The organism is Fibrobacter sp. UBA7003 (assembly GCA_002449765.1).
In the GTDB taxonomy this organism is placed as follows: domain Bacteria; phylum Fibrobacterota; class Fibrobacteria; order Fibrobacterales; family Fibrobacteraceae; genus Fibrobacter.
The window spans coordinates 8,947-29,214 of sequence record DJXN01000001.1 but is presented as its reverse complement, the minus strand read 5'-3'; the positions used below and the strand labels follow the sequence as shown (position 1 = coordinate 29,214).

18 protein-coding genes and 1 pseudogene are annotated in these 20,268 nt (G+C 45.4%); 4 read left to right on the top strand and 15 right to left on the bottom strand.

The features are described 5' to 3' along the window. The first annotated feature begins 2 nt into the window (after positions 1-2). Positions 3-1,205: a CDP-glycerol glycerophosphotransferase family protein gene (locus B2952_RS00135; RefSeq protein WP_290735956.1), complete on the top strand. Its 1,203-nt coding sequence runs from the start codon at positions 3-5 to the stop codon at positions 1,203-1,205. 2 nt (positions 1,206-1,207) lie between these two features. Further along, positions 1,208-2,329 carry a glycosyltransferase gene (locus tag B2952_RS00130; RefSeq protein WP_290735953.1) on the top strand — a complete coding sequence of 374 codons (1,122 nt, stop codon included), beginning with the start codon at positions 1,208-1,210 and terminating at the stop codon, positions 2,327-2,329. Position 2,330: 1 nt separating this feature from the next. Here the strand turns inward: B2952_RS00130 and B2952_RS00125 are convergent, their stop codons facing one another. Further along, positions 2,331-2,804: a 2-oxoacid:acceptor oxidoreductase family protein gene (locus B2952_RS00125; protein WP_072807646.1), complete on the bottom strand. Its 474-nt coding sequence runs from the start codon at positions 2,802-2,804 to the stop codon at positions 2,331-2,333. Positions 2,805-2,819: 15 nt separating this feature from the next. Further along, positions 2,820-4,487: a thiamine pyrophosphate-dependent enzyme gene (locus B2952_RS00120; protein ID WP_290735951.1), complete on the bottom strand. Its 1,668-nt coding sequence runs from the start codon at positions 4,485-4,487 to the stop codon at positions 2,820-2,822. A 198-nt stretch (positions 4,488-4,685) separates the two neighbouring features. Here B2952_RS00120 and B2952_RS00115 point away from each other — a divergent pair, with 198 nt between their 5' ends. Further along, entirely contained in the window at positions 4,686-5,486 is an 801-nt protein-coding gene (locus tag B2952_RS00115; protein WP_290735948.1) for a hypothetical protein, read from the top strand. A gap of 10 nt (positions 5,487-5,496) precedes the next feature. After that, entirely contained in the window at positions 5,497-6,027 is a 531-nt protein-coding gene (locus tag B2952_RS00110) for a hypothetical protein (RefSeq protein WP_290735945.1), read from the top strand. 182 nt (positions 6,028-6,209) lie between these two features. Here B2952_RS00110 and B2952_RS14190 read toward each other — a convergent pair whose 3' ends face one another. From B2952_RS14190 to B2952_RS00055, 13 genes and pseudogenes are all read right to left on the bottom strand, one after another. Next, the gene (locus tag B2952_RS14190; RefSeq protein WP_367280927.1) at positions 6,210-6,458 is read right to left on the bottom strand and encodes a MarR family transcriptional regulator; all 249 of its coding nucleotides are present in this window, start codon (positions 6,456-6,458) and stop codon (positions 6,210-6,212) included. A 253-nt stretch (positions 6,459-6,711) separates the two neighbouring features. Beyond that, a complete protein-coding gene (locus tag B2952_RS00105; RefSeq protein WP_290735943.1) occupies positions 6,712-8,169 on the bottom strand; it encodes an RNA-binding domain-containing protein in 1,458 nt (485 codons plus the stop codon). Positions 8,170-8,260: 91 nt separating this feature from the next. Further along, a pseudogene (locus tag B2952_RS00100) lies at positions 8,261-8,666 on the bottom strand (ORF6N domain-containing protein); the annotation flags it as partial. Positions 8,667-8,997: 331 nt separating this feature from the next. Beyond that, the gene (locus B2952_RS00095; protein WP_290735937.1) at positions 8,998-9,189 is read right to left on the bottom strand and encodes a hypothetical protein; all 192 of its coding nucleotides are present in this window, start codon (positions 9,187-9,189) and stop codon (positions 8,998-9,000) included. A gap of 26 nt (positions 9,190-9,215) precedes the next feature. Beyond that, positions 9,216-9,350, bottom strand: coding sequence for a hypothetical protein (locus tag B2952_RS14185; protein ID WP_414655027.1), 135 nt, complete (start codon positions 9,348-9,350; stop codon positions 9,216-9,218). A gap of 132 nt (positions 9,351-9,482) precedes the next feature. Further along, the gene (locus B2952_RS00090) at positions 9,483-10,523 is read right to left on the bottom strand and encodes a PDDEXK nuclease domain-containing protein (RefSeq protein ID WP_290735933.1); all 1,041 of its coding nucleotides are present in this window, start codon (positions 10,521-10,523) and stop codon (positions 9,483-9,485) included. A gap of 512 nt (positions 10,524-11,035) precedes the next feature. Then, positions 11,036-13,075, bottom strand: a complete 2,040-nt coding sequence (locus tag B2952_RS00085; RefSeq protein ID WP_290735930.1) for an LlaJI family restriction endonuclease — start codon at positions 13,073-13,075, stop codon at positions 11,036-11,038. Positions 13,076-13,091: 16 nt separating this feature from the next. Further along, positions 13,092-14,771: an MrcB family domain-containing protein gene (locus B2952_RS00080; protein WP_290735927.1), complete on the bottom strand. Its 1,680-nt coding sequence runs from the start codon at positions 14,769-14,771 to the stop codon at positions 13,092-13,094. Between the two features lie 26 nt (positions 14,772-14,797). Then, positions 14,798-15,811: a hypothetical protein gene (locus tag B2952_RS00075; RefSeq protein ID WP_290735924.1), complete on the bottom strand. Its 1,014-nt coding sequence runs from the start codon at positions 15,809-15,811 to the stop codon at positions 14,798-14,800. Further along, complete coding sequence (locus tag B2952_RS00070) at positions 15,808-17,952, bottom strand: ATP-binding protein (protein ID WP_290735922.1); 2,145 nt, start codon at positions 17,950-17,952, stop codon at positions 15,808-15,810. Before B2952_RS00070 ends, B2952_RS00075 begins: the two co-directional genes overlap by 4 nt. 12 nt (positions 17,953-17,964) lie before the next feature. Continuing rightward, the gene (locus B2952_RS00065; RefSeq protein ID WP_290735919.1) at positions 17,965-19,131 is read right to left on the bottom strand and encodes a DNA cytosine methyltransferase; all 1,167 of its coding nucleotides are present in this window, start codon (positions 19,129-19,131) and stop codon (positions 17,965-17,967) included. Between the two features lie 234 nt (positions 19,132-19,365). Continuing rightward, the gene (locus tag B2952_RS00060; RefSeq protein ID WP_290735916.1) at positions 19,366-19,905 is read right to left on the bottom strand and encodes a hypothetical protein; all 540 of its coding nucleotides are present in this window, start codon (positions 19,903-19,905) and stop codon (positions 19,366-19,368) included. Positions 19,906-20,059: 154 nt separating this feature from the next. Further along, positions 20,060-20,268 (bottom strand): hypothetical protein (locus B2952_RS00055; RefSeq protein ID WP_290735914.1); only part of this gene is annotated, 209 nt, incomplete at its 5' end.

The following is a 20,268-nucleotide window of genomic DNA, read 5'->3' as shown; positions in this document are numbered from 1 at the left end:
GTATGAAATATTCCTGGTCGTTCCTTGTCGGCTATCCGTTCGATTTCCTGCATGCCATGTTCTTCAGGATGCTTGCGCCCCTTTATGCGGAGTGCAGGGCCAAGGCTGCGTGCCCGTGGGTCATCGGCGGCCACCGCGGGAGAATTTACGAGGACAATGCCGCTGCCGTCCACCGCTACGTAGCTGAATCGACCGACCAGAAAATCATCTGGATTTCTGGAAACAAGTCGTTGACGCGGGAACTCGAGGGCAAGGGCTACAAGGTATTGCGCAGGAATTCCTGGAAGGCGAGGCTTGCCATGATAAAGGCGCCTGTCGTGATGTATTCCCACGGCGAAGACGATATCGACCAGTTCTTCAGATACTTCAGGAAGTGCGCCGGTTTGCGGCTCTACCTGAACCACGGGCATTCATTTACCAAGACGGGCTATTTTGCCGTCCCCGCCGCCGCCACCTGGAGCGAAAAGAAACGCCGCCAGATGCAAAAGAAAGTAGTCAATTTCGACTACATGCTTCTCGGTTCCGAATACGAGCGCGAGATGCTCATCATGTCGATGCCCTTCAGGTCGCCAGATGCTTTTATCGCGAATTGCGGGTGCCCCCATGTGGACAAGTTCATTCTCGCTGCGCGAGGCAAGCCCGAGAAGAGGATTCTCTGGTTTCCGACATTCCGCGACGACCCCGTAGATGCCGAACAGCTTGACCGCATGGAAATAGAGATGCTGCAGAATGCGAAACTCCGGCAGTATCTCGAAAGTACGGGCACGACGTTTACGCTGGTAAGGCACATCAATTCGGGGAAGAAATCCTTTGAAGGCATTGCGCCTTGTTTTGAAATTCGCGACATACAAGAAATCGGGAGCATTTTGCCGACAGCTGAATGTTTTATATCGGATTACTCCGGCATCATCATCGACTGGCTTTTGTTTGACCGCCCGTTCGTGAGGTTCGCCTTCGATATCGAGCGGTACACCCGCAAGCGATCCTTCTACATACCGCTTGATGAATTTGTTCTGGGGAAGGATGTGAAGACCGTCGATGAGCTTGCGGAATTTATCGCGTCCGAAGAATGGAAAGACCGGACGCCCTACCTTGCAAAAATCGAGTTCTATAAGAACAGGATTTTCCCGAACCTGGAACCGACCCACACCGAAATTTGCGTTGCAAAAATCCGCGAACTTCTCCATCAAAGGCAGGCGACGTAAGCATGGCAAGAATTCCTTATGCGATGGCGATTGGCAACTGGCTCCCTTACAGCGAGACCTTTATCTACGACCAGGTGAAGCATGCCCGTAGATACGAACCCTACGTGCTCGCCCGCGGTCTCAACCCCGCGAGGGAAAATTTCCCCTACGACCATGTGACTTCGCTTGGCGCCCTGGAACGTGCGCTCTACTATGCGGCATTTCCGAGCGGCAAGTTTGTCCGTACCATCCGCGAGAGCGGAGCGAAGTTCGTGCATGCGCATTTCGGCACCAACGGGGCGCTTGTCGCCGCGACCGCGAACAAGGCAGACGTCCCGCTTGTCGTGACGCTCCACGGAGTCGATGTCGGAATCCTCCTCAACGAGCGGATCCCGGTTGACTACCTTTTCTACAAGCGCACTTACAAGCGCATGTTCGAAACGGCTCAGTTGCTGCTGCCCGCCTCGCAGGAACTCGCCGACTGTCTCGTGCAGCTGGGTGCACCCGAAAGCAAAATCCGGATTCACAGGCTCGGGGTCGACACGTCGGCTTTCACGCCCTTCACACGTCCCGAACGCCCCGCGCAATTCCTGATGATAGGCCGCCAGGTCGAAAAGAAGGGATTCGAGTACGGCATCCGCGCATTTGCAAAGATTGCAGATAAACACAAGGAATCGACCCTCACGCTCATTGGCAAGGGCCCGCTGCAGGAACAACTGCAAAGCCTCGCCACAGAACTCGGAATCGCCGACAAGGTAATTTTCAAGGGCAGCGTCAATGCGCAGCTGATGCCCGCCCTGCTCGAAAACTACGACGTGCTCGTGGCGCCCTGCATTGTCGCGAAGAACAACGACCGCGATTCAGGCCTCATCGTGCTCAAGGAAGCGGGCGCGAGCGCGATGGCGAGCATCGGCACGTTCTGTGGCGGCCTTCCCGAAATCATCGACGACGGCAGGACCGGGATGCTTGTCGGCCAGCGGGATACAGAAAAGCTCGCCGAATGCATGGACGCACTGGCGAGCGATTACAGTTTGCGGACGCAGATGGGTGCCGCCGCACGGGCCAAGATCGAAAGCGATTACGACACCGTGAAGCAGAACGAAAGGCTCGAAGAAATCTTCGACACCATCCTTCGCGGAATGTAGTTTACCCTTCGCGGCCGAGCATGAAGGCCTTCTTGTTGCCTTCGTGGAACTTTTCGGCGAAGAGCTTGTTCAGGGCGACCGTCCACTGGTCCACCGTGAAGTCGAAATGCTTGGAAAGCTTGCCGAGCATCGCGACGTTCAGGGCCTTCACGTTCTCGAGCTTCGAGACATCGATGTCCGCCGGAGTGAGGAGCACGCCGCCCTGCTTGAGGAAGGCCTCGTTCACCACGACCTGCGTCTCGTCGAATACCACCAGGTAGTCGGCTTCGCCCGTCGGGATCATCGGGGACTGAACTTCTTCGCCCTTCGCAAAGCGGACGTCGCTTGCGATGGAACCGCCGCGCTGGCTCATGCCGTGCACTTCGGCCTTCTTCACGTCGTAACCCTGTTCGAACACGAGTTCCGCCATCACGTCGCTCGCCTTGATAACGCCCGTGCCACCGAGGCCGGCAAATTTCACGTTAACTACGCTCATACAAATTAATCTCCGTTAAAAGTTGCCGTTTTTCTTTGCGGCGGCTTCGGACTCGGCGAGAGCCTTTTCCGCCTTTTCCTTGTTGGCCTTGTCCCAGGCGAGGATGCTCTTGAGGGCAAGAATGCAGGGGCTCTTCGCCACGATGAGCGTGAGCTCGTCCTTCTCGAGGGCTTCCTTCACGAGTTCCTTGAACTTCTCGGGTTCCTTGACCTGGTTCACTTCGTAGACGTTGTCGAAACCGGCAGTCTTCGCGATGGCACCGTAGTCGAGCTTGTAAGCCGGGCTGTGGTCCAGGTGGCGGCCCGTACCCGGGTGTTCCTGCTGGCCCGTCATGGCGGTGATGCTGTTGTCGAGAATGACAACCACATGGCCGGTGTCGGGGCGGTTATAGCCCGCTTCCACGAGGCCGGTGATGCCGCTGTGGACAAACGTGGAGTCGCCAATCACGGAGACGACCTTCTTGGCCTGTTCGCGCGGGAGCACGTTGCGCAGACCGATGCCCATACCGATAGCGGCACCCATGTCAATCATGTAGTCCATCGCGCTGATGGGCGGGAGAGCGGCGAGCGTGTAGCAGCCGATGTCACCGGAAACGATGCAGTCGAGTTCCTTGAGCATGGCGAAAGAGCTGCGGTGCGGGCAGCCAGGGCAGAGCATAGGCGGCTTGCCCTTGACCGGAACCGGGTCCGGGTTGCGATCGCCAGCGATAATGCGGCGCACGCGGTTCACGTCGAGTTCGCCGAAGCGGAAAATCGGGTCGAACTTGCTTTCGCACTGGATGCCGGCGGCCTTGATGTTCTCGGCGAGCCACGGGTCGTTTTCTTCGATGACCATGAGGCGCTTGCCTTCGAACTTCTTGGCGAAATCCTTGATGAGCTGCATCGGCAGCGGGTAGGTCATGCCGAGCTTGAGGATGCTTGCTTCCGGGGCAGCTTCACGAACATGGTGGTAGCTGATGCCGCTCACGATGATACCGAAGTCCTCGCTGCGCATTTCCACCCGATTGGGGCCTTCCGCGACGTTCCAGGCTTCCATCTCGTCCATCTTGGCACGGAGACGGCGACCGGCCGGCTTACTGAAACCGGGCACCATCACGTGGCCGGCGATATTGCGTTCGAAGTTCGGCACCATGGCCGGGAGTTCTTCCTTCGGGACCACGATGGACTTGGAGTGGTCCACGCGGGTCGTCATGCGCAGGATGACGGGAATCTTGAACTTTTCGCTCGTCTGCACCGCAATGCGGAAGAAGTCGTAGGCTTCCTGGGAGTTGGAAGGTTCGAACATCGGGCAAACGGATGCCTTCGCATGGTTGCGGGTGTCCTGTTCGTTCTGGGAACTGCCCTGACCCGGGTCGTCGGCAACGATCCACACCATGGCGCCGTCCACGCCCGTGTAGGTCGCGGTGTAGAGCACGTCGCTAGCCACGTTGAGGCCGACCATCTTCATGGTGACCACGCTGCGGGCATGGCCAAAGGCTGCACCCAGGGCCACTTCGGCGGCGACCTTCTCGTTCGGGGCCCACTGGGCATACCCGCCGAGTTCAGAATAATCCTCGAGGATTTCGGTAGAGGGGGTACCCGGGTAACCCGCGGCAAACTGCACGTTGCAGTGGCGCATGGAAAGCGAGATGGCCTCGTTTCCCGAAATCAGCATCTTTTTCGCATTCGGATCAAAAGCTGGCATAGCGTTCCTTTTCTTGTGTCAAATTGTCCTTAAGGCATGGCCTTAAACGCACAGAAATATAGAAAAAAGGAGATGTACAGGGGGGAGGGTCAGTCTTCTACGCAGCGCCGAAAAATACTATAGCTCTTGCTTGTGACAGCGGTCACAAACCCCAAAAAACAAGAACCCACAGAAAAAAAAAGACTTATTTTCATTATTATGACAATAAAAGTTTATAAGCAAATAACCCTTCTTGTCCTAGCCTTGTCGGCGTTTGTCTTTGCACAGACAAGGCTCATAGAACAGGTTTCTGATTCACTGGACATTCCCAAGGTTTTTGAAAACTATAACAATTTTCAGGTTGAGAAGTGGGGCCCAATCACTTATAGCGGTGATGGGAAATGCGATATACTTGACCTTTACCAGAAGAACGTGCTTCAAGGTTTGGGTTACTCCACAATTGTAGATGTTCATTACAAGCAGACAAAGAACGATAGTTTATATACTTGTGAGTCATGGGGGTTGGGCCTGTCCTTTAAAGTGACTCCGGACACTAACAAGTATTCTGAAAACTTTGCATTATCCCCCAATAAGCGCACCAATTTTTCAGCACAAAGCAAGGATCCAATAAGAAAACTTTTTGAATCAGATTCCGCATTTTTCGAAATAAAAAGTGTCACACCGGTATCATACCAAACCCTAGGCAAATGCCATAAGGTTGACTTTTTATTTAACACGGCGAATGAACAAAGCGGATTTCACGGAATTATTGACATGAAGGCGACCGAAGCAGTAACTGGAACCGATACGGTCTGCTCCTTTTGGGGACTTGCCGTCAAATACAAACTGAGAGAAGTTGTCGAAAAAGTTATTACCAAGAAACGAATCATAGAAGTCGTCAAGGTTCCGCCGCCTAAACCCGATACCGTATTTGTTCCTACTCCAGTTTCTACTCCAGTTCCTGCTAAACCCGCAACAAGGAACAACTGCATGCACTGCTGCTGTTGTTGCGATCATTAGGGAGGCCCACATGAAAAAGATTATAGCATTGCTTACTTGCGTTTTTGTGGCTTCTTTTTTCGAAGGTTGTGCGTCCTATAACAACAAATCATGGAGCAACTATGGCTATTATCAGCCCGAACCGGAGCCGGAGCCGCCACCCAAACCTAAACCCAAGCCAAAGCCGAAGCCGAAACCGAAACCGGTGAAAAAAGTTACAGAAGTCAAAAGAACAATTCCAGAAACCAAAGTCGTCACGGGAAACCTGTATCCCATTCCAAAAGCTTTGAGCGTCGACAATGACTTAACCATTGCCTCGTTGACTCCTGTTACATATACTTATCCGTATCGCTGCAACGAAGTCTATTTCTTCACGGCCATTGTGACCCCCGCTTCAGGCTATCATGGTATAGTAGATATATCAATGTCCGAGACCGTGACGAACGGAATGTACACCTGCAAGTACTTCGGTTCAGCCGTTGTTTACAAAATAAAGCCAAATCCCTTTATTAAGGAAACTGTCAAGTACGAGGATGTGGTACGCAAGTCCACTCCCGAATAAAGAACAACCCTCAAAAGAATCGAACAAAAACGCAACCATTTTTAATTAAAATGGTTGTTTTTTTTCGCCAACAGGGTGTACGTACGGGCCGCAAGGCCTATGCCGACTGTCGCAGGGATTGTCGTAATACGGGGATAAATATACAAACAGGCCAGAGGGAAGTCAACACCATCTGTTGACACTCACATTAGGCGGATGCAGCGTTGTCGAGCAATACAAGATTTTTCCCGTAAAGCCTTCAAAGCCCTATTAATCGTCGGTTCGGAATAACCCGTTTCATGCATAAGCAAGGGAACAGTAATGGAAGGATTCCGTTTTATTTCTGCGTAAATCAGCGATTCCGTTTCCGTGAGTTTTATCCTATCACTTATCCTATCATTTATCCTATCACCCGACCGCTGAAATCTTTCAAAATAGAACGATGTCCGCATTGGAGGCCGCAATTTGCGACCTTCATTTGTAACTAGAAATTTTGGGCAACACTGTTGCCCCAATTTGATAGACAGTGTCTGTCAAATTTGATGAGCTATTTTTCAATTTCGTAAACAGTGCTTACGAAATCCGATTACCTCCCGCGCCGGGCTTCCTTTCCAGCCCAAGATTTAGACTTCATTACAGCCTCCATGTAGCCGCGAACGCGGCGTCTCATATTGCGCCTACACTGCAGGCACAATTAGAGTTTGTTTATGTTTTGGGATGCTCCACGTCGTGCACCTCCCAGTGGCCACCGCGATCTCCGCCAATACGAGCAATGCGCCCAGACTTTGTGAGATTTCTCAATTGCCATTTTACGCCGTCAGCAGTTATTCCACAAATTTCTGATAACTCCAACCTAGTCACATTAGGATTGTTTGATATCGCATCAAGTATTTTCTGGGTAGTTTTCTGGGCAGTTTTCTGGGTAGTTTTCTGGGTAGTTTCCGAGTCTTCATTCTGACCACCAGCCTCATTTTCCGCATCAAACGAATAATTTTCGCTTAGCGGTTGAATGATGCGAAAAACATCATCTTCAAAAAATTCAGGTTCAACACCGGAATAAAGCCTCCCGTACTTGAACATTTTCCGGGCACCCGAACCGAGCTTTTCCGAATAGCCGATATTGCGAAAAAAGCTTGCAATAAGCGGATTCTTCGGGAACGGCTCAAGATTCCTCAGCGTTATCGGACCGTTGAACCGAGCTCTGTTCGCATTTTCCACATACATCCTATCTTGTTCAATCACAAACTTCGCTTGGTACGAACTTGAATACTCCCGATGCATCAGTGTGTTTACCAACATTTCACGAGCCACAATATTCCGAAGAGATTTGCGTTCGGCCCCTTCCACATAGAATTTATCGGGCAGGTGCAACGCCGCGAATTTAAAAAGCTGTTCAAAACTTTCAACCAAGTTCGTAACTACCGTCAAACGGTCGTCATAACGATCAACATTCACCTTGCGGACAAGGGCGTCAGTCTGGTAAGCAGGACAAATATCACGAATAACCTCGTCGCGACCAAGAAGCATCACCGCGGCAAGATTGAACCCATTTTTGCCGGTAACATGATCCTCGGCATAAAGCCCTGCACTTTTCAACAAATCCCTATTCGAAAGTTTTTCCCAAAGGTGGCTACCGCCAGCGTTGTTCTTGGCCAAAATCCGTATCATCGGCAGTAAATCCAAGCGCAAGTCTTTCAACTTTACGTACGGATACACCCTGCGTTCTGTGTAGATTTCTTGCTTGCGGATATACATCTGCGCAATTTTTGCTGTCGCAGTCACCTTGACATCCGACTCGTCTACGCGGTCATAAATCCGTTTCTTGAACGAATGTACCTCGCCGCTCGAAGGGATATGGATATGAATCAAGATTTTCTTGCGGTACTTGAAAATTTCTGGTTCAAGATAAAGTGTGGGGCTGAACAGGTCCGGATTACCGATGGCACTGATAAAGTTTTTCACCATCGGCTGAGCTGCATTTTCAGGAACGCCAACAACAGTCCCATTGTCAAGCACCCCTAGGTAAATATCGCCTCCGAATCGGTTCGAAAACGAGCAGACCGTTTCAAAGGTGTCCATTTCAATGGTGCCACCAGCCCGTTTGAACTCTATGGCCGCAGTTTCCCCAATCTTCAGGGCATTCTCAAATTTTGCAAGATTCATTACGTGGCCTCCCTATTAGCGGCTGCTTGATCTTGATGTTGGCTCATAAATTCAATATGCCCAACTATTGATTCTAAGAGTTCTTTGGGCAACTCATCAACCCCAATCAACTGTTGGTTCTCCACAATGCAGTCCTTCATCTGCTTGAAAAGGCGAATCAAAGCCTTGCTTTGAGCAGTCGCCCGTTCGCCCTTGAGCACCGTCATGAGCATGTAGATACCCTGTTCGGTGAATGCATAGGGCTTGTAAGAACGTCCGCCTTTCACTCCTTTTACCTGCATCGAGGTCAAAATTTTTGACCTCGATAAGGAGGTAATTTCAGTATCATTTAGCTGAAACCGAAAATCTTCGTCAAATTTCTCGATATTATTCTTGACCTGCTGATTGAATGCTTTGGTCGTATACCCGTAAATCTCGGCCAGGTCGGCATCGAGCATCACCTTGACCCCGCGGATGGTATATATCCGGACAGCCAATTTATCAGTTTTTTTTGCCATAATAATCCTCTAGCCCGCTCGGCATGAGCGAACGTTAAAAACAGTTTAAATTGCGTCTGCACTGCAGGCACAATTAGAGTTTGTTTATGTTTTGGGATGCTCTTGCGGTGCTGTTGGCGAGGGCTTTCCTCGGCGTTACCTGGCGCGGCTTTCGCCACACACTCGGATAGGTCGTGTTCCTATCAGCTATCCAACAACATCAACAAGAAGGTTGATGAGCCCCACCGCGGATGCACGTACGGGCCGCAAGGCCTATGCCGACTGTCGCAGGGATTGTCGTAATACAGGGATAAATATACAAAGAGGCCAGAGTAAAGTCAACACCTGCGCGTTATTTCCCGCTCCGGGCTGCGGCGATTTCGGCGTTTATCTCGTCGAGCGTCATGCCTGCGGAGCCGGCCTTCTCGGCATCGGCGGATAGCTGTTGCATATTGTGCAATGCCTGCCTGCGCAATTCCATGAAGGCCTTCCATCCGGGATTTTCATTCTCAAGTTGTTTTTCGTTCTCTGCATTTTCCTTCATTGCATTTCTCCTTTGATTAGAAATCATCAAATATCAACTAGAACTTCCCAATAACCATTGCGAGTTGTGCCAACATGACGAATTGCAGGCCTTGGCGCCTTACGAAGTTCGTTCAAGTAATACTTGAGGCGATTTACATTCATCCCCAATTTTTCAGCCATTTCGCTTTGACTTAATTTCGGATTACCCTTTAATATTTTAAGAAGATTCCATTCCACTTCACTGTATTGGGTGGGATCGGGTTGTATTGGGTAGGATTGGGTAGTTTTTTTCAATACGTAATAGAAGGATTTTCAACGTCCTCCTTTGTTTGGTTGGGCAGTTCGTTTTTTCGCGAGTTCCTTGGCCTCGTTGATTTCGCCGACCAGTTGCTCGGTGGTGGGCAGATACAACTTATACTCACTAGCGAGGATAGTCTTGTTGCCTTCGGGCAAAGTCATTTTCACGGCAGAATCGTTTTTACCTGCGCACAAAAGAATGCCAATGGTAGGATTTTCATCAGGGAGTTTTTCAATGCGGTCGTAATAATTCACATACATCTGGAGTTGACCGAGATCCTGATGCGTGATTTTGCCCGTCTTGATTTCAATAACCACAAAGCAGCGAAGCAGCCTGTTGTAAAGAACGAGATCGATGAAGAATTCATCGTCTTCGAGCATAATCCGCTTCTGCCGGGCAACAAAGGAAAATCCCTTACCCAGTTCGAGAAGAAAATCCGTAATATGCGAAATAATCGCACCTTCCAGATCGGTTTCATAAAAGGCCGAATTCATTTTCAACCCAACAAATTCCAAAATCATCGGATCCTTGATGACCTCTTGCGGGGTTTCAGGGATGCGCTCCTTGCGAGCGACCGCCAGCACGGATTCCTTGTCGTTGCTGAGCAAAAGGCGCTCGTATAGCTGGCTGTTGATTTGACGTTCGAGTTCGCGGCCATTCCAAGAATTGTTTACCGCCTCAAGCTCGTAATATTCGCGCTTGTCGGGGTCAGAAATCTGAATCAGCATACGATATTGCGACCAGTTCAATTGCGAACGCAGTGCGTTCGCAATTGGGAAAATGTTGTAAAATTGGCGGCAAAATTCCAATTGACGCTTAGAAAAACCGCTCCCGTATTCAGTTTCCAGCTTTTCAGCAAGCGATTTCACGATATACGCCCCGTAATCGGCACGCTTCTTACCATGCTGTTCTTCTTCGAAAATACGCTTACCAAGCTTCCAGTACATCTGGACACGACAGAAATCGACGCTCCTGACCGCATTTTCCCGCGCAGTCTCGATGATTTGCTTGGCATCTTGGATTAGCTTCGTAGAGATAACTTCTTTAGACTTCATTATAGCCTCCATGAGGTCGCAATTTGCGACCGGTTATTTCCCGCTCCTAGCTGTGGCAATTTCTGCATTTTTTCAATTCGCCCGCCGTCGGCGGTCGATTTTAACGGAGAATTGCCGTTCAAAGCGAGAATTGCGCCTACACTGCGGACGCAATTAAGGTTTGTCTATGTTTTGATTTGGGATGCTCTTGCGGTGCTGTTGGCGAGGGCTTTCCTCGGCGTTACCTGGCGCGGCTTTCGCCACACACTCGAATAGGTCGTGTTCCTATCAGCTATCCAACAACATCAACAAGAAGGTTGATGAGCCCCACCGCGGATGCACGTACGGGCCGCAAGGCCTATGCCGACTGTCGCAGGGATTGTCGTAATACGGGGATAAATATACAAAGAGACCAGCAGGAAGTCAACGCCCGCGCGTTACTTCCCGCTCCGGGCGACGGCGATCTCGGCCCAGGTCCCTGAGCTTGCCGAAGGGCCGGGTCGGGCTATATTTTAACACAAATGCAAGAAAAATCAACCTTCTTTGCAGGGCAAGAAGTAATATTCGTCCTTGTCAGAAAATTTAGGGTTGCCGGCTGAAAATCCATTTTGCAAGAATACATTGCCTACAACAGGTTTATTCATGATGTATTTAGGAAGCCTATGGACTTCACCTATTTTGGCCTTTTCAAAACTTTCTCTCTTGACAAAGAAACCGTTTAGCGACTCATCAAAAACAACTGATTTTTCCTCAAATTCAGCTTCTTCCAAATCACTCAAGTCGTTCTCCCAAATTTCTTTGGGAGTTACGCGGGCTATCATTTCGCAACCGCCCTCTATCCTCTTCCACATTTCTTTTACATCGTCGTCATCAATGGAAGTTTTTTCTAAAGCCAATATAAGGCATTTTAAATCTGCGGGCTTGAAAATTTTTCCAGCAAGCATGCGGAAATGAGCATTGACAAATTCGGTCTCCGAATTTTTGGGCCATACTGCGTAAAATACGTAATATTTATCCAGCAGCTCCAAAAAATCTTCGCGGAATCTCTTTCGGGTCTTCTTCTTGAAATCGTCGCGCAGGGACGAATGCTTGGAGGTGTAGGTCTTGAGCACGTACAAGAAGTTTATGTTGTACACCTTCAGCAAAAGCGTATCGCGGTCAAAGAGGCGGTTTCGGAAATGACGGTTGCGCTTATCCCACATGTCATCGCCGGCCTTGATTGGCTCCGTATTCTCGCCTTTCTTTGAAAAATACGGATCGCCGTACTGATCGTCGTTTTCGTATTCCGGGACAAATCCGCGGATAAAGAAGTTCGGCGTGACGCTGTAGCCTTCCGTCACCGAGTCCCTGTAGCGTACCCCTTGATGGACGCCTGAACTATAGCATTCGTCATTGCCATCGACAAAATCGGGAGAGAAAAAGTCCTGGACAATGTTCTTGGCGTAGGTGTACTGCTTTGCAACCGACTGGCCGAGCACCTCGTTTTCTTCTTTATAATACTTGCTATCGCCAATGTGCCAAATGCTTTCGCTCCCGTCGGCGAATATCAGCGACTTTTCCTTGTACAGGTGGTCGATTATCTTGCCGTCTTCGTTTTTCTTCAACTTCGCGACTTCTTTGTCCTGGTCGCTGATGAGGCTGTCAATCATCGCCTCGAAAACATTGTTGAACGAATTTGCAATCAGGTATTCCTTCGCCTTTACGTTCTTGTTGGTGTACCTGGCGCCCCAACGGAAAAACGCCTCCATTATGTTGTAGAGTTTCAGCAGGCGGTCTTCGAAATACTTGTACTTGATACGGCGAAGCTCGCGCAGCCCGCGTTCGCATTCCAGAAGGCGAGCGAACTCCTGCCTTTTGAGCGGAACGTAGAACTCGCTCTGTGGCATTTCGAACCCGAACTCGTCCTGGATGAACTTCATCGCGGAGAAATACAGAACAAGCAGACGATCGTCCAAATCAAAAACCTTCTTCTTGTTCACCAGTTCCATGTAGATTGGCGAATCGCCTTGAATAAAGGGCGTCTTTTTCGCGATGGTCCTCTGCCAGTTAATCCGGTTGTTTCCGCTATGCTTGTTCTTGGCAACAAAGACGAACAGGTTCTGGTTTTTCTTGTAGAACACTTCCATGCTACTCATGACATCGAGCAGCGTCGCATAGCGGGCATCGCCCCTGAACTTGGAATGTTCCATATGGTCCGGGGAACGGACGCCAGTCACATCGCTGTCGGCGCGGTACTTGTCAATAGCGGAATAGAGCCAAGTCGAAAGGGACGAGAGAAACTTGCGCTGAACATTCTTTATAGGAGACTCGCCCTTTCCGAAAATATCCTTGCCGTCGGCAGCAATCGGCACACCGAAAGCCTTTGTATTGTTGCAGTCGAGAAAGACCTTGGGCAGCACGAAGACAGGATTCCCGTTGAAAAAGCAATAACCGACGCCATTTATTTTGGCACCCGTGTCGGCCACTTTGGTATTAAAACCGCTCTCGCTCTGGAAATCGCTATTGCCCTTATAACCGATAACCTCCTTGAGGTAACCGGCGTCGTAGACAAACTCTTCGAACAGGAAAATCATGAACAACCAAAAAGCTTTAGGCGGTCACTTTCTCAACTTTCAGGTTTTCCATAATCTTGTTCACAATTGCTTCGGCATCTTTACCGAAAAGCGATTGGAACGTCACGCTATTAATTTTTCCGTCGCCATCCCCATACGGGAAGTGGAACACGGCCTGCCGTTCAGTCTCGTCTTTATACACGGAATCCCACAAATAGAACAGGACCTTGGAACGGAATTCATTGAACGCAATTTTCAAATCATCGCTCTTCGGCTTAATGAAGAACTCGCCCATCTGCTTGTCTTCGCTTTGCGTGGCGTCGTAAATGTCTGCATTGACTTTTTTCAAGAAATCAAGCCACATGTACGTTGAATTGCCGATGACAATTTTGAATTCATCTGCCTTCCAATCATCGCCGCAGTCACTATCTTTTGCGTATTTGATGGGTACATACTCCCAGTCAAAGCGGCGCTTGAACGCACTGTCCATGGGGAATAGCGACTGGTCGCTAGTGTTCATCGTAGCGAGAATGTTCAGGTTCGGCGGGAGCTTGAGCTTGCCTTCGCCGACTTTAGCTTCGTAGTCGCTCCAAACGGTTTTCAGAATGGAATCTTCTTTAAGCCATGTTGCAAAATCGCAATCTGCATCAATGGAATATTGCGAGAATCCTTCACCATCGCGGTCAAGCAACTGGAAAATGTCGCCGAAAATCTGGGCACAGTTCCCGCGGTTGATTTCTTCGATAACGAGATAGACCTGGTTGTCGGCAGTCGACGCATTACCCGCAGCGAAATACTGCTTCCAAGCTGCGGCGTAAGCCTTTGCGAAAACCTGCGGAACAAAAGAATAGGTGATTGCATTCCCTTCTTTCTTGGGCTTGTAAGCGCCTACGAATTGAGCGTAATCGTAATCAGGGTGGAACGTTGTGCGGAACTTGCGATCTTCAGGGATTTCTTTTATGCCTTTTCCAATGGGTTTCCCATTTTCATCTTTGAAAAGATTGCAATCGATTTTACGAGACTTGCCAGTGCCGGGAGCGCCGAAGAAGATTGTTTGCATCGTCACATTCTCCTTATTAGAGTCGATTATCGGCTCTGAACCGAAATTATCTTTTCCTTTATATATTTTTTCGTAATACTCTTCATAAATTTCAAGCATGTCTTTCAAATCACGCCTAAGACTTTCTTCAGAGGGCAAATTTTGTTTCTGATACTCTTTGTAAAAAATCGTACCCTTTTGGTACATTTCAGCCCGATTTGTTAGATTACTGCCCAAACTGATATTTTCGTCTGATCTAAAAGAATGTTTGTTTAACTTACTTATGCAATCCGATGCGCGCTTCCGCATTTCATCAACAGTTTCCTTTGCTGTCTTATCTTTGGCAATATCAGTAAAACCTTGATTAAACGTTAAAAATAATGAATTGCCATCTGCCGAAAGAAGATAAACAATATACACACCGTTTTGAGCACTATCTGTAATATCATTTCTGAAAATGCCTATCCAGGGAACCTGCGCCCATATTCCTTGTCCAACGCTGGCTTTGATTCTATAATTTGTTTTATCAATTAATCCCGATTTTATAAAATTTTGAGGGATCATATTGCGAACATATTCTCCAACAGAGCTATCCGCAAAGGGCCCCTTTGTAGCTTGAACATAATTGTCAAAAAGATATTTTACGCATTCTGTTAAATATTGCGGCATACTTCTCATACTCCATAATCTGTTTTATCTGTTTCTCAAGAACCCGATTCTAATTCTTCTAAAATAGCTTCAAATTTTTTTGTATATTCATTTGCCAGTTTCAATGTCTCAATCCATTTTTCCAATGAAATCTTATTATCATCAGTATGATTTATGCAACTATCAGGGCATACTCTTGCTTTAAATTGTTTTAATGTATCGTAATATTTTAAATATTTTTGTTGTTTGCATATGCCAATTTTCTTATGTGCAACAGTATTTCTTATTTTTATAATTTTATTTGTATAATCATCAAGAGAAAAACCTCCTATATTTTCAGAATTAGAGACTTCCAATAATTTAAAGAATATTTCATATTTGCTTTTTATTGGGAAAATAAAATCTGGTAAATTTTGCAAGCGGTTCATATTGTGCTTTTCTAAAGACAATTGTTCTTTTGCATTTTCCGCCTGTTCGATCACAGTATCAATAGACAATTTTAGCATTTCGTTTATTTGCTGAGACAGCGCTTTCTTTTGATTATCTGCCAGTTTGTCGTATCCTTGCGTCAAATATGATTTCATTACATAATCATTTTCTGATGTTTTATCCGTTAGTAAACCTCGTATGTTGAGCATTGAAGTTAACCGACGAATATTTTTATTGTAAAGTTTTATAGCATTTTCTTGGAACGATTCCTTCGTTGATATGTAAATTCCAGAAAACTCATATTCTTTCATCATTTCTTTTTGTTCAGGTGTCTTTAGCTTATCTGAATAAAATAGTATATCCGCATCAATATTACTGTTACGAAATTTTTCAATTAAATCGGCTCCATTGATTTTGCTAGAAATGTTAAAATCAACAAAAATAATGTCATATAATTTAAAACCTGTAGATTCTTTTTCTACTGATTCAGACAACGAGTCAACATCATCTCTACTGCTAACGGCATCTATATTTATTAAAAGACCGTCTTGCTCTTCAACTTTCAGTAGGAACCATTCTTTTGCAGATTCCAACCAAGATGTTGTATCCTCTATCCACAGTATGTTTAAATCGTAATTCATTTAGGAATCCTTATGTTCAATTCAAAGCCTTTAGTTCTTTCTTCGTTAATTGAAATGTTTCCATGAAATTTTTCATTGACAATTGTTTTTACATGATAAAGGCCAACGCCGGAACCCGAAGATGTAAATCCTTTTCCAAAATCAAATAACGAATTTATATTTTTTATTTTTGTTTTGTCGACGCCTTTTCCATCATCTATTATATCTATTAAGAGATCCTTTTTAGAAAAGTTCATATTTACAAACAGGTTTCGCGCATTGAATTTTTCCGAATTACTTGCAATATTCTCAAATATGGCTCCAATGTCTTGTGGAGAAAACTCACATTCATAAGTTTCGGATTTTTCAATGGAAACGGCGATGTTCAAATCGTCATGCATTTTTTTTAGTACATTTGCGCAGTAGTCTTCAATAAATTCAAATAAGTTGGCTTTTATATTTTCATCTTCTGTATTAAAATTCGCTTTCATTCCATAAGAAAAGACTGCTTTCATTCTTGCAACTGTGAGAGAAATAAACTTTACGGTTTCCCACACTCCGTCAAAATCTAATCTATTTTTTTCTTTTCTTATTATAAGCGAACCGATTTTGTTTTTTATAGAGTCTAGATTTATTTTTACGAGATGAAATTTTTCAACAAAATCTTTTTTTTCAACAGAAATGTTTTCCGTCAAAAAAGAATTTCGCTTTCGCTCGGAATGTAAATCAGCTTCAGCCGCATCCGCCCTTGCTTCCTGTTTTTTCCTGTCCTCATATGCTTTATCTCGATCCCTCTCTGCTTTCTCACGATCTCTTTCCGCTCGTTCTGCCTTTTGTCGTTCTACTTCTGCTTTTTCGTTCGCAATCCGTTCTTGTTCTTTCTTGTAATCTTTTTCTTCCTGTTTTATTTCTTCACCGATGTCAACACGTCGTTTAATCAAAGCACTCACTATCGGCTTTAAAATATCTATTAGAAGTTGAATTCTATCACTGTCTTCATCAAAGCCTTGTCTATTTGTTGTCGCAATATCAGGCAACTTATCATTATCAAGAATGTCAAAACTTATTTCGCCTTCAATATAATTGCTGAAAGCTTGAGTGTTGTGCAAATAATCAAGGAAATTTTCTACAGCCAATTTTTTGCGGACATATAGCCTTAACTTATTCGGATTATAAACCTTATTTTTTAGATATCGAGAATCGTTGCTGCTTGCACTCTCCTTATCAATGGTTGCATGTATACCAATCCATCCCTCTAATTTATAAGGCAACCCCTTTTTTGTTTTCCGTCCATCACTTAGCAAAAAACACTGTTCGCCAGAGGTTTCTGGGAATTTTTTTCTATCAAAAAAAATTGTATGCCTTTTTTTATTGGCAATTTGTTTTATCGAAGATTTGAAAAATAGTGATTGACAAAGCTCTTTTTCAATATTTCTTGGAGTATTGTTAAATAGAGCATACATATTTTTGAATGCAATCTCTTTTTCAACTTTCTCGAAGTTGATTTTCTCACCACGATGCGTTAAAAAGGCAACTTCCATCTTTCCGTCAAGAGCATCTGTCAGAAAGAAATCAGCAAGACGAGCTTGTAACCCCTTTAACGATTGTACACCGAAGTTTCGCAAATCAACATCCGTCAGTTTTATCATCGTTCCAGTTTTGTTCTTTTCCCAAAACGGACCTGACTCTATATTTATTTTCTTTGCGTCTATCCTATCAAGCCTTGGAACATCAGAATCTTTTGCATCAAGGGAATCTAGACACCACGCAGAACTTTCTTTTTTTGTTTTTGAAATGAGATAGTATTTCTTTGAAAGATATAGGGCAGCAAGTTTTCCTATGCCTTTTCGTCCCATCAACTGTTTTTTGGTTTCTTCATCTATAGTTTTATCATCACGCTTGTCTCTGCCTATAAGTGTATACTTACTAACAAGATCATCATACCCCATCCCATATCCATCATCAAAGATTTCAATAACAGATTTCTCTTTATTTGAGGCGTTGATATATATTTTTACATGCTGAGCATTGGCATCAAAACCATTCGCCACCAATTCAGCAATAGCAGTCCAAGCATTAGAATACAACCCCTTTCCAAGTAGGCGAAGAGCAAAGTATGAAAAATTAAAATAGATTTCATCTTTGGTATTTATTGTATTCATGGCAATTTCCCTTTATTTACGGAATGAGTTGAAGGGTATTTTCTTCACTTCGTTTGCAATGGCCATTGCAAGCAAAGGAGGAACTGCATTGCCCACTTGTGAATTTCGTTCATGTCTGTTTCCATAGAAGCGCATCCAATCTGGCATAGACTGTAATCTAGCTCCTTCTCTTGTGGTCAGCGCTCTGTTTTGCAACGGATGAATGCACCGTAACGCAGATGGGGTTCCAAGACTGTTAGTTATGGTCGTACTAGGCTTATGCCACCAAAGGCGTCCATATGTATTATTATATCCAGACGTCAAATGACACTCCTGAGGCAATACACCACTTGCAACAAGTTCGTTTATATACGGTCGTCCTTTTCCCTCTTTAACGGCCTTTATGATTGTGTTCATTCGATCCCCATAGATTCCACATTCATGGTCGTATATTTCCACGCTATTTCCACGCATCAGCAACTGATAATCAGTCTTTGTTGCCTTTGTATACTTCTCTTTTTTCTGGCCACATCTGACAAGAGGCAAATCAGAAATAGCTTCTGCAACCGTTACATAATCTTTTAATCCCTGGCCATGTGTTGGGGATGGAAATTTCCATTCATAATCAATATCTTTTCTTAATCCAACAATAAAAACACGTTCACGGCTTTGTGGCACGCCAAAATCTTTCGCATTAAGCACTTTTCTATATAACCTATACCCCAACGAATCTGTAATGTGATCAAACAATGCAGATATGTCATCTATAACAGGATTTCCCTTATCATTTCTCATAGACAATAGTCCTGTCACATTTTCAAAAATAAACATGGCTGGCTGTAAAAAACGAAGCATTTTGGTGTACTCTTGGTACATCTTCGCCCTTTGGTCATACTGCCTTTTCCCAACAGTGCTGTAAGACTGACAGGGCGGTCCGCCGATGATAAGATCAACCGGAATGTTGGAGGAAATATTTTCAAGACTAAGTGTATTTTGTGTAATTTTAGCAATATCCCCTTTTATCAAGTGTATATCGTTAAAATTCGTAGCAAAGGCTTTTGCAGCTTGTTCATTATATTCATTAGCAAAAATGAAATTGAAATCGCGAGTTTTTTTAAAAGAATTATTCTCAATTTTATATGAGAATCCACACGTCAATCCACCTGCTCCAGAAAACAAGTCGACAACATTTATCGGCATAGCGCAAAGGTCCTCAAAAAAGGAATCGTACAACAAACATTTTTGCGAAAAGGGAATTATTTTTCATTCAAAGCAGCCTTTTTTCATTGACTCGACTTACAGATAAGTAACATATAATACCTCAATATTAATATACATTTTTTGTTATTCTAGGTATTCTGTTTCATCATTTTTTCCTTACACAAAGCATTTCTTGACACCTAGCTTCGGGTCTAGGTTCAACGTAAATGAACCCTAAACTATCCCTAAATCGCTTTTTTGGTAGAAAACGACGAATTTATCGCTGTCTTCGAGCATTTTCTTATTCAATTTTACAATAGAGCCATCATCTTCAATTTCATGGATGAAAACAGAGATTCTGCCCCCATTTTGCCTATTTGAGGAATAGCCGACACAAAGATTTGGAGAAAGACTTAGAATTAATTTATCCTTAATATTATCAGCAAGGACAAACCTTTTGTTTGTGCGGTTAACCATAAAATGGTAATCTATTTTCGCCCAATCGTCATTGCCCTCCACCAACAAATGGAAATTTACGGTCTGCTTCAAAAGCTTATAAGCAGTAAAGCCGTTTGGCAAAGTTTTCTCGGGCGAATATAGATCCTTTGCAAAAGTTAAGTTCTCGTAAGTTTCTTTAACAAAAAGATCGTTTATGGTTTTTGTCCTGCAGAGGAGTTTGTAAGTCAATTGCAAAAAACTAATATCCTGAAAGATTTTTGCTTTCTCGTTGATGTTGTCAGCAGTTTCGATTTCCCTTATATATTTGAAAAGCAAATCGTCATCCTTGCTTGTTTGTGTTTCTGTATTTTACGTATACTGATTTTTCTCAAAGAAGATGTTATGTGCTTCTTTTCTTCTGAAATTGAGCTCTTTGTCACATATTTGCAATGCATTCGGATATTTATCAACGGAGTTATTTATCCACTGTTTAATTAAGCATTGTGGAAAGGAGTGATTTGCTTTTGTATTTCTTCTCATATTCTGAAATATAGTTGTAATGCAGAAATTTCCGCGGCTCGGCTCCAGCATCCGGGGTTTTAGGGGCAGAGCCCCTAGGAGAGGGGGTGTCCGGAAGACGGTTTGGACGCGGATTGGAAAGGAGATCCCCGCCTTCGCGGGGATGACGAGACAAAGTCG